Raw genomic sequence first — 12,421 nt, 5'->3', positions numbered from 1 at the left:
CGGTATGACCACGCACGACATCCTCCAGAGGGGTCTGTACTACGAGGAGTTCGAGGTCGACGCCCGCTACCTGCATCGGCCGGGGCGCACGGCGACCGAGGCCGACAACGTGCTCTTCACCACGCTCACCATGAACACGCAGGCCCTGCACCTGGATGCGGCCTTCGCCGATGCCCAGGACCCGTTCCGCGCGCGCCTGATGAACTCGATGTGGACGCTGTCGACCATGGTGGGTTCCTCCGTGGCGCAGCTGACCCAGGGGACTCTGGTGGCGCAGCTCGGATTCGGCGACGTGGCGTTCCCTCATCCGCTGTTCGCCGGCGACACGCTCTACACCGAGAGCGTGGTCACACAGAAGCGCCTCTCCTCGTCGCGCCCAGGGCAGGGCATCGTGACCATCGCGCACACCGGGCGGAACCAGGACGGCACCGTCGTCGCCACCGCCGTACGATCGGTGCTCGTGCACTGCCTTCCGGAAGGGACCACCTCATGACGTTCGATCTGGGTCCGGCGCTGCTGTTCTGCCCTGCCGACCGTCCTGAGCGCTTCCAGAAGGCATCCGAGCGGGCCGATGCGATCATCCTCGATCTCGAGGATGCGGTGCTTCCGGATGCGAAGGATGCCGCGCGGCGCAATGTGATCGCGGCCGACCTCGACCCGAACCGTGTGATCGTCCGCGTGAACGCACCAGACAGCGGTGCCTTCGCAGCCGACCTCGCGGCTCTGGCGCAGACCGACTTCCGCACGGTGATGGTGGCGAAGACGGAAGACATGGAGAGCCTGGCGGCTTTCGATGAGCGATACTCGCTGATCGCCCTCTGTGAGACGGCGCGCGGTATCCACGCGGCCGACCGCATCGCCGCACACCCGCGGGTCTCGGCCATGATGTGGGGCGCCGAGGATCTCGTGGCCTCACTCGGAGGGACCTCGTCACGGCACGCGGACGGCGGCTATCGCGACATCGCCCGCTACGCCCGCGCTCGCGTTCTCCTCGAATCCGGGGCGCACGGCAAGGCCGCGATCGACGCGGTGCACATCGACCTCGAGGATGCAGACGGGCTCCGACACGAGGCTATCGACGCCGCCGCGTCCGGCTTCACGGCGACGGCCTGCATCCATCCGAACCAGGTGGCGGCGATCCGGGCGGCCTATCGTCCCGACGAGGCGACCATCACCTGGGCCCATGCGGTGCTCGCCGCCGCCGAGACCGAGCGCGGAGTCTTCCGATTCCAGGGACGCATGATCGACGAGCCGGTGCTCCGCCACGCACGCGCGGTCACCTCCCGCGCGCTCTGATCAGAGGACGGGCGACTCTTCGAGCAGACGCAGATAGCCTGGCGCCGCGACGAAGCGGTGCACGGAGCCGTTCTGGAGGACCTCGCCGTCGCGGGGGAGCGTGCCACCGGAGACGTGGTCGATCACGGCGCGGATCACCCCACCGTGCGCGACGACGATCACCGACTCCGCGCGGGGCGTCGATCGCCGTCGGGCCTCGCGCGCGATCGCGTGCAAGGCCGCGATGGCCCGTTCTCCGACCTCGTGCAGGGATTCCGCGCCCGGGACCTCGGCGTGCCAGTCGCCGTAGGTTCTGATGTAGTCGGGCACGAGCATGCCTTCGCCGTCGCCGAACTCCCGCTCGCGGATGTCGGGGACGATTCCGGCGATCTCCAACCCCAGGCGATCGGCGATGATCTCGGCGGTCTCCTTCGCCCGCAGCAGCGGGCTGGTGTACACCGCGTGATGCGTCGTCGCGGCGAGCTTCTCCGCCGCCCACCGGGCATCCTCACGCCCGGTCTCATTCAGGGGGATGTCTGTGGAGCCCTGGATGCGCTTGGCGAGGTTCCAGTCGGTCTGACCGTGGCGGACGAGAGTGAGGTGGGTCACGAGAGGAGTTCCTGGAGGGCGGGGAGCACGTCGCTGGTGCCGGCGGCGATGGTGACATGCGCCCAGGCATCCGCGCGCGTCGGCTCACGGTTGACGATGATCAGGGGGATGTTGCGACGGCGGGCACGCTCGACCAGGCGCACACCGGAGTTCACGACCAGCGAGGATCCGGCCACGATCAAGGCGGTGCTGGAGCGCAGCAGCGACTCCGCCGCACGGAAGCGGTCCTGTGGCACGTACTCGCCGAAGAACACCACATCCGGCTTGAGCATGCCGGCGCAGACGGTGCACACGGGGACGATGAACCCGTCCGTGCTCTCAGGGAGGACGTCGCCGTCCGGGGCGAGCGCGATGTTCTCGGGCACGGTGATCCAGGGATTGAGCTCCTCGATCTGCACGGCGATGTCGCGACGGTCGAAGACCTGTCCGCATTGCAGGCACAGCACGCGGCGCATCGTCCCGTGCACCTCGATGACGTGCGTGCTCCCGGCTCGCAGATGCAGTCCGTCGACGTTCTGGGTGATGACGCCGGACACGGTGCCCGCTGCTTCGAGCTGCGCGAGGGCGGTGTGCCCGGCATTCGGCTCCGCCCTGGCGAAGGCGCGCCAGCCGAGGTGCCCGCCCACCCAGTACCGGCGCCTCGCAGCCTCGTCGCCCAGATAGGTCTGGATCGTCATCGGATCGCTGCGGGTCCGTGCTCCTTCGCCGCGATAGGCGGGGATGCCGGAGTCGGTGGAGATGCCGGCGCCGGTGAGGAGTGCGATGCGCTTCTCACGCAGCAGCTCGGCGGCGTGGGCGATGGTGGCCGACAGCTCGGCGGGATTCGACACGCTCACAGGACCTCCTCGAGCGAGTCTACGGTGCCCGGGCGTGCGGCGGACCCGACCGACGGGGGGCTCTCGGAGATGTCGGTGCGGGACGACCCCCGGGCGGTGGCAGAGTGGAGCCCGTGGAAATGCTGCCTGTGACCGACGCCTGTGACCGACGCCTCGATGACTACCGTGCACTCACGGATACCGCCCTGCGCACTCTTTCCGAGCCGTCCGGCGGGCTGTACATCGCGGAGTCGACGAAGGTGATCGCGCGCGCCGTCGCCGCGGGCCACCGTCCACGCTCCCTCCTGGTGCAGGAACGCCGGATCGACGACATCCGGGCGATCGTCGGCGATCTCGATGTGCCCGTGTACGTCGTGCCGGACGAGATCGCCGAGGCGGTGACCGGCTTCGCCGTGCACCGCGGGACGATCGCTTCTATGCATCGACCCGAGTTGCCGGCCGTGCACGACGTGATCGAGGGGGCGTCCCTCGTGCTGATCCTGGAGAACATCGGCGATCACACCAACGTCGGGGCCGCCTTCCGCGCCGCCGCCGGACTCGGGGCCGATGCCGTGCTCGTGTCGCCGGGTGGCGCCGACCCGCTCTATCGTCGCAGCGTCCGCGTGAGCATGGGCACCGTGTTCCAGGTGCCGTGGACACGGATCACGGACTGGGAATCCGCCATCGCGGATCTTCACGCCGCAGGTTTCGACATCGCCGCCCTGGCGCTGCGCGATGACGCCGTCACCCTCGACGCCTACGCCGCCGAACGCCCGTCCCGCGTCGCCCTGGTCATGGGCTCGGAGGGCGACGGTCTCTCGCGGGAGGCCATGGACGGCGCGGACACCGTCGTCACCATCCCGATGAGCGGGGGAGTGGACTCGCTGAACGTGGCATCAGCGGCTGCGGTCGCGCTCTGGTCGATGAAGGCCTGACGCGCTCAGTCCCGCTCGGGGAGGAACACCGGCGAGGGGTCGGGGCGCTTCGCCGCGAGGTTGTCGCCCGACGACTGGTGCCGCAGCCGCCGAAGCACCCAGGGCACGAGGTGCTCGCGCGCCCAGCCGAGGTCTTCCGACCGGGCCTCGCGCCACGTGCGCAACGGGAACGGCTCGGGCTGCATGGCCTCGAGGTCGTTCGGCACGTTCAGCGCGCGCAGCGCCATACGGGCCACCTCGTGGTGGCCGAGGGCGTTGTAGTGCAGGCGGTCGTCGTCGAAGAACCGCATGTCCTGCACGACCTTGAGCGCCCATTGGTCGGCGACGATGCAGTCGTGGCGCTCGGCGATCGCACGGACGTTCTCGTTGTAGATGGCGACCTTGCCGCGGAAGGCTCGGAAGACGGGAGTGAACCCGGTGTCGATGCCCGTGAAGAGCAGGATGGCCGCGCCCGTGGACGACAGGCGCACGACGGCGTCTTCGAGCTGACTCGCGATGGCATCGGGGTCGGTGCCGGGGCGGATCACGTCGTTGCCACCCGCACAGATCGACACCAGGTCGGGGTGCAGTGCGATCGCCGGCTCGATCTGGTCGGCGACGATCTGGGCGATCAGCTTGCCGCGGACCGCGAGGTTCGCGTAGGCGAAGTCGTCCACCTGCGCCGCGAGCACTTCGGCGACGCGGTCGGCCCACCCGCGGTGGCTGCCCGGATGTGCGGGGTCAGGGTCGCCGATGCCCTCGGTGAACGAATCGCCGATCGCGACGAAACGGCGCCACGGGTGCGCGGTCTCGTTGGGGACATAGGGGGTCCGAGTCGAATCCTGGTCGGTCATCCAGCGCTCCTTCACGAACGTCGTGCGACGCGGCGGTGACCGCGACGCAGTGACAGAGCCTACCCGCACGTGCCCATCCCGGGGAGGGCACGCGCGGGAACTGCCGCGAGTGATCCAGTGTCCGCGGCAGCGATTATCGTGGACTCGATGCTCTCTCCGTCCTTTCCTCAGCGTGCCCCATGGGGAACCGCGAACAAGCTGCGCGCCTGGCAGCAGGAGGCCCTCGAACAGTACTTCGCCGCGGATCAGCGCGACTTCCTCGTGGCGGCCACGCCCGGCGCTGGGAAGACCACCTTCGCGCTCACCCTCGCGGTCGAGCTCATGCGCATGGGCGAGGTCAACCGCATCATCGTCGTGGCGCCGACCGAGCATCTCAAGACGCAGTGGGCCGATGCCGCCGCGCGCGTGCACATCCGCCTCGACCCCCGCTTCCGCAACAGCGACTGGGCACCGGCACGGCACTATCACGGCGCGGTCGTGACCTACGCGCAGGTCGCGGCGAAGTCCTCGGTGCACCGCCATCTCACCGAAGACGCCCAGACGCTGGTGATCCTCGACGAGGTGCACCACGGCGGTGACGCGCTCAGCTGGGGCGACGCGATCCGCGACGCCTACGGACCTGCCAAGAGGCGCCTCCTCCTCTCCGGAACGCCGTTCCGCAGCGACACCGCGCCGATCCCGTTCGTCGAGTACCACCCCGACGAGTCCGGCGCCCGCATCTCGCGCACCGACTACAACTACGGCTACGGCCGGGCGCTGGCCGACGGTGTCGTGCGCCCCGTGCTGTTCCACATGTACGCCGGCAAGATGCGCTGGCGCACCACCACAGGTGACGAGCTCGAGACGCACCTCGGCCAGGACAACACGAAGGACGTGACGTCGCAGGCCTGGCGAACGGCGCTCGACCCCGAGGGCGACTGGATGCCCGCCGTGCTCTCGGCCGCCGATCGCCGCCTCACCGAGATCCGCCATCACGTTCCCGATGCCGGCGGGCTCGTGCTGGCGACCGATCAGACCGTGGCGCGCGCCTACGCGAAGATCCTGCACAGCATCACGGGTCAGCAGCCGACGATCGTGCTCTCCGACGACGCGACCGCTTCGGAGCGGATCGAGAAGTTCAGTGCCAACGACGCCCGGTGGATGGTGGCCGTGCGCATGGTGTCCGAGGGCGTCGACGTCCCGCGCCTCGCCGTGGGCGTGTACGCGACGTCGTCGTCGACTCCGCTGTTCTTCGCGCAGGCCATCGGCCGCTTCGTGCGCGCCCGTCGTCGCGGCGAGGCCGCCAGCGTCTTCCTTCCGCAGGTCCCCGTCCTCATGGGGCTCGCGAACGAGATGGACAAGCAGCGCGACCACGCCCTCGACCGGCAGTCGAAGGAAGACGACGGCCTCGAGGACTCGCTGCTCGAGAGCGCGAACCGCGAGGAGGAGACCTCCGATGCGCTGACGCAGGAGTTCAGCTATCAGGCGCTGTCATCGGTCGCCCACTTCGATCGGATCGTGTTCGAGGGCCAGGAGTTCGGGCAGCTGGCAGAACCGGGCACCCCGGAAGAAGAGGAGTTCATCGGGTTCCCCGGTCTTCTCGAACCGGAACACGTGCATGAGCTCCTCATGCAGCGTCAGTCCCGTCAGTCCCGACTGCGCGAGGCCCGCGAGGCCTCTGCAGACCCGGCGGAGACGACGACGCTGCCCGCGCCTCTGCACCGCACGCTCAAGGAGCAGCGGCAACTTCTGAACAGCCTGGTGGGACTCTACGCGCGGCAGAAGGGCGAGCCCCACGGCGCGGTGCACGCCGAGCTGCGGCGCATCTGCGGAGGACCGGCGGTTGCGCAGGCGACGGTGACCCAGTTGCAGTCGCGCATCGAAGTTCTCCGCAAGCGCGTGCGTTCCTGACGTCCGCACGGGCCCCCACCCGCGCGATGCGAGCGCTGCTTCGGATCCCCGAAATGCTGTCAATCCGCGTCTGAGCGAGGTGTGCGCGGGGGTCCGCGGCTAGCGTTGAACGGTTGCCCGCGCACCGGGCACCGTTACACCTGGAGGACTCATGACAGCCCCTGCTGCAGCCGACCCGACGCCCGCCGATCGCCGGCGCTGGGCGCGATACCTGGTCGAGGAGCGCGCGGAAGGCGCCGTGTATCAGAAGCTCGCCGCGCGCAGAGAGGGCGAGGAGCGTGACATCCTGCTCCGTCTCGCCGACGCGGAACGCCGCCATGAGCAGCACTGGCTCGATCTCCTCGGTGCGGAGCCGAAACGACTCCCTCGTGCCGGTGTCCGCTCGCGTCTGCTCGGCTGGATGGCCGGCCGCTTCGGGTCGATCTTCGTGCTCGCGCTGGCGCAGAGCGCCGAAGCCCGATCGCCCTACGACTCGGAGCAGTACGCCACGCCCGCGATGCGCGCCGACGAGAAGGTCCATTACGAGGTGGTCCGTGGACTCGCAGCGCGAGGCCGCAGGCGTCTCTCCGGTTCCTTCCGCGCGGCGGTCTTCGGAGCGAACGACGGTCTCGTGAGCAACCTCGCGCTCGTTCTGGGCATCGGTGCGACGGGGGTGAGTTCCGGGTTCGTGCTCTTCAGCGGGATCGCGGGACTCTTGGCCGGGGCTCTGTCGATGGGGGCGGGAGAGTTCGTCTCGGTGCGCTCCCAGCGTGAGCTGCTCGCGGCGACCGAGGCGAACGAGGACGCCCACGCGGCCGCCGGGGATCTCGACATCGACGAGAACGAGCTCGCGCTCGTCTACCGGGCACGCGGCATGGAGCCGGAGGAGTCCCTCTCCCGTGCCCGACGCATCGTGACCGCTGCGCAGGCCGGAGTGCGCCGGGCCGCCACCGGACCGGTCAACACCCAGGGCGGCAACGACCACGAGATCGTCGGCAGCGACTGGACCGCAGCGATCTCCAGCTTCCTCCTGTTCGCCTCCGGGGCGATCATCCCGGTCCTGCCGTGGATCTTCGGGCTCCAGGGCACCACCGCCGTGATCGTCGCCCTCGTGCTCGTCGGCATCGCCCTGCTGAGCACCGGCGCCATGGTCGGTGTCCTCTCGGGCGGCCCGCCCCTCCGACGCGCCCTCCGTCAGCTCGCCATCGGTTTCGGCGCGGCTGCCATCACCTACGTTCTCGGCCTCGTGTTCGGCGTCAGTGCGGCGTGATCGGAGCGCGCGCACTCACCCCGCCGATCGTGTGATCGCCGGCACCGTGTAGTGCCCCTCGAGCGCGGCGGGGGCGGGCTCGTACATCCGCATCACCGGTCGGAAGTCTCCGGCTGGTGAGGGAAGCCAGTTCGCCGCCGCCCTCTCGTCGGCGGGGCGCTCATGGCTGATGGTGATCGTGAGGGCGCCGTCCTCGTCGCGCACGAGACCAGGAGTCCGGTCACCGATCGAATACCGCTCGATCGGGTTCTCGACGAGGTAGAAGTCGGGAACCGAGTACATCGTCAACGACCAGTAGGCGGATACGGGCGGCTCGGGATCCAGGCGCAGCGTGTACGTCCGCTCGCCGGTCAGCTGGTCCCCATGATCATCCACATAGCTCACGATGTACGCCGCCTCGTAGGCGTGGTTCCCCCAGAGGCCGCCGAGCGCTGCGGCCGCGCGTTCGGGGATGCGCACTTCGGAGTCGACGATCTTGAAACGGTCGTCGTCAAGGGCCCCGATCTCGAAGTAGTCGAGGTTGTAGTCGAAGGCGTGGAAGGTGAGCTTCCACCCGTTCACCTCGGGCGTGGAGCCGTGCGTCAGGAACGAGTGGAGCGACTGCTGAGCAGCTTCCAGATCGCCGACCAGACGCGCGGCGTCCGAGAGCGCGATCGATGCGTACGGGGAGTCGCCTACGACGGCGATGCCTGTCGAGGCCAGCGAGGCCTGCAAGGGTCGATCCCGGGGTGCGGGCGGGAACTGCTGCGACCAGACGCGGAGCTTCTCGAGGAAGAGCGCGCTCTCCGGGACGCCGGGATCCGGGAGGGCGAGCCCCGCGGGCACGGCGTCCGGGTTTCGCGGCGTGAGCGTCGTCGCGTCCTGGAGCGCATGCACGGCGGGGAGTTCGTCGTCGCCGCTCACAGCCCACCGGCCCACGATCGAGGCGACAGTCGTCGGGAACCGGATGACGACCGCGTCGCCGGTGTCGCCGTCCCACGAGGGCGGGACCAGCAGGAACGTCCCCGCGCGTGTCCCCGTGGCACGGTGTCCGACGTACGCGAAGTTGTTCGTCCACGCGTCGACGAACTGGAGGACGTAGTAGCGGCCCGCGGTGTCCGGGACCCGCAGCTCGACCGGGCCGACGCTGAGGTCCACTTGGGCCATCGAGTAGAGCGTGTCGTTGTTGATCGTCACGAATGTGTCCGCGGGGCCGGCGAGCGTTCGGGCGTGACTTAAGGCATTGAACGGGGCGGCAGGGTTGGAGCCGACTCCCGTCGTCGTGTAACGCGTCACCTGATCGAGGTTGAACACGAGGGGGAACCCGTAGAGGTAGGCCTGAATGATCGTCTGACGATCGGCTTCGAGGGCGGTCATGGCGATCAGGCTATCCAGAGCCGCCCGCACGCAGGGGAGGAGATCATCCCTCCCGGATGAGCCCCCGCGGGTGCGTCGCGCCATCGACGGGAGACGACGAAGGCCCCGGATCCTTGGATCCGGGGCCTTCGCCTTCCTGTGCGCGGAGGGGGACTTGAACCCCCACGCCCTTACGGGCACTACGACCTCAACGTAGCGCGTCTACCATTCCGCCACCCGCGCAGGTGTTGGATGATCGTTGCCGACCGAAGAATGACATTACCACGTCCTCCGCGGCCTCTCGAACCGAGGCGCACGCCCGGGCGTGGCGCACGGTTTCGATAGCCTGGAGCCATGACTGATCCGTCCCTTCCGGAGGTCGTCCGCATCGCGAGCGACCTGATCCGATTCGACACGTCCAACTTCGGCGGAGGAAACGCGAAGGGCGAGCGCGAGGCCGCGCAGTACGTCGGGGCGTACCTGGAGGAGCTGGGGCTCGAAGTCGAGTACTACGAGCCGATCCCGCGGCGCACGAACGTGATGGCACGCGTGCCAGGACGCGACAGGGACAAGCCCGCGCTCGTCGTGCACGGCCACCTCGACGTCGTGCCGGCCATGGCCGAAGACTGGAGCGTCGACCCCTTCGCCGGCCTCGTGCAAGACGGGATGCTGTGGGGACGCGGCGCCGTGGACATGAAGAACATGAATGCCATGATCCTGACGTCGGTGGCGGAGATCCTTCGCGCGGGCGAACGACCGGAGCGGGATCTGGTGCTGGCCTTCTTCGCCGACGAGGAGAACGGCGGCGTCGAAGGCTCGGCACTGGTCGTGCAGAATCGCCCGGAGTGGTTCGAGGGGGCGACGGCGGCCATCAGCGAGGTCGGCGGCTACTCGATCACGGTCGACGACCGACGCGCCTACCTGTTGCAGGTGGGGGAGAAGGCCCTGATCTGGATCCGGCTGGTGGCGAAGGGGCGCGCGGGTCACGGGAGCCGTCTGCACGACGACAACGCGGTCACGAAGCTCGCAGAGGCCGTCGCGGCGATCGGCCGCACGCGCTGGCCGATCCGGCTGACGTCGACCACGAGAGCCCTGCTCGAAGGACTGAGCGCCCTGAGCGGACGCAGCGTCGATGATCCCGATGCCCTCGCCTCGGCCGCTGGCCCTGCCGAGGCCTTCCTGCGGTCCTCTTTCCGCACGACGACGAACCCGACCGCGCTGACCGCGGGCTACAAGCACAACGTGATCCCCGAGCGCGCAGAAGCGCTCATCGACGTGCGGGTGATCCCCGGGACCGAGGACGACGTCCTGGCCGAGCTCCAGCAGATCGTCGGCGACGAGATCATCATCGAGACGGTCGTCCGGGACATCGGCATGGAGACGCCGTTCGAAGGCGAGCTCGTCGAGGCGATGGTCGCCAGCATCGGTCGACACGATCCCGGCGTGCCGGTCATCCCGTATCTTCTCGGGGCCGGCACCGACAACAAGGCGCTGGCATACCTGGGCATCACCGGCTACGGCTTCGCCCCGTTGAAGCTCCCCGCCGACCTCGACTTCACAGGCATGTTCCACGGAGTCGATGAGCGAGTACCCGTAGACTCGCTTGTCTTCGGCCAGCGGGTGCTGACCGATCTGCTGCGCACGTACTGAGCGTCGCGCGCTCCGTGCCTCCTCCGAACTGAAAGCTCTCCATGCACCTGCTCGAAGCACTGATCCTCGGTGTGGTCCAGGGACTCACCGAGTTCCTTCCGATCTCCTCCAGCGCTCACCTGCGCATCCTCGGCACGTTCCTGCCGTCGGGTGAAGACCCGGGTGCGGCGTTCACCGCGATCACCCAGATCGGCACCGAGGCCGCGGTGGTCGTGTTCTTCTGGCGCGACATCGTGCGCATCGTGACGCAGTGGTTCCGGTCGCTGGTCGGCAAGGCTCCGCGCAACGATCCGGATGCCAGGATGGGCTGGCTGATCATCATCGGCAGCATCCCGATCGTGGTCCTGGGGCTGCTGTTCCAGGACCAGATCGAGACCGTGCTGCGGTCGATGTGGATCGTCGCGGTGATGCTGATCGTCTTCGGAATCCTGCTCGGCGTCGCCGATTACGTGGGGGCGAAGCGCCGCAAGCTCGACGACCTCACCTACCCGCACGGCATCGCTTTCGGTTTCGCGCAGGCGCTGGCGCTGATCCCGGGTGTCTCCCGCTCGGGCGGCACCATCACGATGGGGCTCTTCCTCGGCTACGAGCGTGCCGCTGCGGCGCGCTATGCGTTCCTGCTCGCGATCCCCGCGGTGTTCGGCAGCGGCTTCTACCAGGTCTTCAAGAGCTGGGGCGAGCCGTCGTTCTTCTCCTTCGGCGACACGCTCGCCGCGACCGGGATCGCATTCGTCGTGGCGCTCGGGGTGATCGCGTTCTTCATGAACTGGATCTCGAAGCGCAGCTTCCTGCCCTTCGTGATCTACCGCATCCTGCTCGGCACCGTCCTGCTGGTCCTGCTCGGCACCGGTGTGATCGCGGCCTGAGCCGGGCTCAGCGTTTGCGGTCGCCAGGGCCGTCGTCGCGGCGGCGCAGGTAGCGCTCGAACGCCTGGGCGATCGCGTCGCCTGATGCCTCGGGGGAGTCCCACGTGTCGCGGGTGCGCTCGAGCTGACGGATGTACTCCGCCATGTCCTCGTCCTCGGAGGCTGCGGCGTCGATCGAGGCTTCCCAGGTCGCGGCCTCGGTGCGCAGCGTCTGGCGATCGACGTCCACACCGGTGAGCTCCTCGAGGCGGTCCAGCAGCGCCAGCGTCACCTTCGGCGAAGGGGTCGCCGAGGCGACGTAGTGGGGCACGCTCGCCCACAGACTCGCTGTGGGGATGCCCGCGTTCTCGGCGAAGTGCTCGAAGACGGTGAGGATGCCGACCGGACCCTCGTACAGCGAGCGCTCGAGGCCGTGCGCCTCGCGCACCTGCTCGTTCTGGCTCGAGGCGAAGATCGATATCGGTCGGGTGTGCGGGACATCGGCCAGCATCGCCCCGAGAGTCACGAGACCGGTGATGTCGTCGCGGAGAGCGATGTCGATGAACTCGGAGGCGAAGGCCTGCCAGGTGCGCGCAGGTTCGGCGCCCGTGAGCAACCAGAACTCGGGCCCGGGCGCAGGATCGCGCGGACGCCACAGTCCGGCCTCCGGCCACGTCAGCTGGCGGCGACCCTCGGCATCCATCCGCGTCGAGGGACGCGTGTACTGGTAGTCGAAGTACAGCTCAGGGTCGACGGAGTGCACGAGGTCGTACTCCGACGATGAGCGCAGCGCCTCGATGGCGCTGCTGGCCGCTTCACCCGCATCGTTCCAGCCGTCGAAGGCGGCGATGACGATGCGCGGACCGAGAACATCCATCGAGGGCTCCCTTCGAGATCGCGGTCGTGATCCTTCCAGGCTAGTCCGCGAAGGCGGGATGCGGGCGGCACCACGGCTACCATGGGTTCAGTGAGCAGAAAGCCCAGC

At 68.8% G+C, this 12,421-nt stretch carries 12 protein-coding genes and 1 tRNA gene; 7 read left to right on the top strand and 6 right to left on the bottom strand.

The features are described 5' to 3' along the window. The first annotated feature begins 4 nt into the window (after positions 1-4). Both ACP699_RS02785 and ACP699_RS02780 read left to right on the top strand, forming a co-directional pair. Positions 5-493 (top strand): MaoC family dehydratase, encoded by a 489-nt coding sequence (locus ACP699_RS02785; protein ID WP_218682960.1) that lies wholly within the window; start codon positions 5-7, stop codon positions 491-493. After that, positions 490-1,296 (top strand): HpcH/HpaI aldolase/citrate lyase family protein, encoded by an 807-nt coding sequence (locus ACP699_RS02780; RefSeq protein ID WP_426169001.1) that lies wholly within the window; start codon positions 490-492, stop codon positions 1,294-1,296. The genes ACP699_RS02785 and ACP699_RS02780 overlap by 4 nt, the downstream gene beginning before the upstream one ends. On the opposite strand, the gene ACP699_RS02775 is transcribed toward ACP699_RS02780, so the two are convergent. Together ACP699_RS02775 and ACP699_RS02770 are read right to left on the bottom strand one after the other, a co-directional pair. Further along, positions 1,297-1,884, bottom strand: a complete 588-nt coding sequence (locus ACP699_RS02775) for a histidine phosphatase family protein (RefSeq protein WP_055868302.1) — start codon at positions 1,882-1,884, stop codon at positions 1,297-1,299. Further along, positions 1,881-2,720 carry a Sir2 family NAD-dependent protein deacetylase gene (locus ACP699_RS02770; protein ID WP_055872544.1) on the bottom strand — a complete coding sequence of 280 codons (840 nt, stop codon included), beginning with the start codon at positions 2,718-2,720 and terminating at the stop codon, positions 1,881-1,883. The genes ACP699_RS02775 and ACP699_RS02770 overlap by 4 nt, the downstream gene beginning before the upstream one ends. Before the next feature lie 113 nt (positions 2,721-2,833). Here ACP699_RS02770 and ACP699_RS02765 point away from each other — a divergent pair, with 113 nt between their 5' ends. Continuing rightward, positions 2,834-3,634, top strand: a complete 801-nt coding sequence (locus ACP699_RS02765) for a TrmH family RNA methyltransferase (RefSeq protein ID WP_426168996.1) — start codon at positions 2,834-2,836, stop codon at positions 3,632-3,634. 5 nt (positions 3,635-3,639) lie between these two features. Here the strand turns inward: ACP699_RS02765 and ACP699_RS02760 are convergent, their stop codons facing one another. Next, positions 3,640-4,467: an SGNH/GDSL hydrolase family protein gene (locus ACP699_RS02760; protein ID WP_055868293.1), complete on the bottom strand. Its 828-nt coding sequence runs from the start codon at positions 4,465-4,467 to the stop codon at positions 3,640-3,642. A gap of 147 nt (positions 4,468-4,614) precedes the next feature. On the opposite strand from ACP699_RS02760, the gene ACP699_RS02755 reads away from it, so the two are divergent. After that, complete coding sequence (locus tag ACP699_RS02755) at positions 4,615-6,357, top strand: DEAD/DEAH box helicase (protein ID WP_055869162.1); 1,743 nt, start codon at positions 4,615-4,617, stop codon at positions 6,355-6,357. Between the two features lie 151 nt (positions 6,358-6,508). Next, positions 6,509-7,606, top strand: coding sequence for a VIT1/CCC1 transporter family protein (locus ACP699_RS02750; protein ID WP_055872542.1), 1,098 nt, complete (start codon positions 6,509-6,511; stop codon positions 7,604-7,606). 15 nt (positions 7,607-7,621) lie between these two features. Here the strand turns inward: ACP699_RS02750 and ACP699_RS02745 are convergent, their stop codons facing one another. Both ACP699_RS02745 and ACP699_RS02740 read right to left on the bottom strand, forming a co-directional pair. Then, positions 7,622-8,962 (bottom strand): DUF1254 domain-containing protein, encoded by a 1,341-nt coding sequence (locus ACP699_RS02745; protein WP_426168990.1) that lies wholly within the window; start codon positions 8,960-8,962, stop codon positions 7,622-7,624. A gap of 139 nt (positions 8,963-9,101) precedes the next feature. Continuing rightward, positions 9,102-9,184: transfer RNA gene (locus ACP699_RS02740), tRNA-Leu, on the bottom strand. 111 nt (positions 9,185-9,295) lie between these two features. Here ACP699_RS02740 and ACP699_RS02735 point away from each other — a divergent pair. Both ACP699_RS02735 and ACP699_RS02730 read left to right on the top strand, forming a co-directional pair. After that, positions 9,296-10,591, top strand: a complete 1,296-nt coding sequence (locus tag ACP699_RS02735) for a M20/M25/M40 family metallo-hydrolase (protein ID WP_127482377.1) — start codon at positions 9,296-9,298, stop codon at positions 10,589-10,591. Positions 10,592-10,632: 41 nt separating this feature from the next. Continuing rightward, positions 10,633-11,457: an undecaprenyl-diphosphate phosphatase gene (locus tag ACP699_RS02730; protein ID WP_055868284.1), complete on the top strand. Its 825-nt coding sequence runs from the start codon at positions 10,633-10,635 to the stop codon at positions 11,455-11,457. 7 nt (positions 11,458-11,464) lie between these two features. On the opposite strand, the gene ACP699_RS02725 is transcribed toward ACP699_RS02730, so the two are convergent. Beyond that, positions 11,465-12,313 carry a PAC2 family protein gene (locus ACP699_RS02725; RefSeq protein WP_127482376.1) on the bottom strand — a complete coding sequence of 283 codons (849 nt, stop codon included), beginning with the start codon at positions 12,311-12,313 and terminating at the stop codon, positions 11,465-11,467. Positions 12,314-12,421: the final 108 nt, after the last annotated feature.

The organism is Microbacterium sp. DWRC1-3 (genome assembly GCF_049896645.1).
Classification (GTDB): domain Bacteria; phylum Actinomycetota; class Actinomycetes; order Actinomycetales; family Microbacteriaceae; genus Microbacterium; species Microbacterium maritypicum.
This window is presented reverse-complemented; position numbering and strand designations above follow the sequence as displayed.

Bases quoted from the DNA above. Each gene is read 5' to 3' on its own strand.
- ACP699_RS02760 (WP_055868293.1), bottom strand. From the start codon at position 4,467: ATGACCGACCAGGATTCGACTCGGACCCCCTATGTCCCCAACGAGACC.
- ACP699_RS02745 (WP_426168990.1), bottom strand. From the start codon at position 8,962: ATGACCGCCCTCGAAGCCGATCGTCAGACGATCATTCAGGCCTACCTC.
- ACP699_RS02735 (WP_127482377.1), top strand. From the start codon at position 9,296: ATGACTGATCCGTCCCTTCCGGAGGTCGTCCGCATCGCGAGCGACCTG.
- ACP699_RS02725 (WP_127482376.1), bottom strand. From the start codon at position 12,313: ATGGATGTTCTCGGTCCGCGCATCGTCATCGCCGCCTTCGACGGCTGG.
- ACP699_RS02785 (WP_218682960.1), top strand. From the start codon at position 5: ATGACCACGCACGACATCCTCCAGAGGGGTCTGTACTACGAGGAGTTC.
- ACP699_RS02730 (WP_055868284.1), top strand. From the start codon at position 10,633: ATGCACCTGCTCGAAGCACTGATCCTCGGTGTGGTCCAGGGACTCACC.
- ACP699_RS02750 (WP_055872542.1), top strand. From the start codon at position 6,509: ATGACAGCCCCTGCTGCAGCCGACCCGACGCCCGCCGATCGCCGGCGC.
- ACP699_RS02755 (WP_055869162.1), top strand. From the start codon at position 4,615: ATGCTCTCTCCGTCCTTTCCTCAGCGTGCCCCATGGGGAACCGCGAAC.
- ACP699_RS02780 (WP_426169001.1), top strand. From the start codon at position 490: ATGACGTTCGATCTGGGTCCGGCGCTGCTGTTCTGCCCTGCCGACCGT.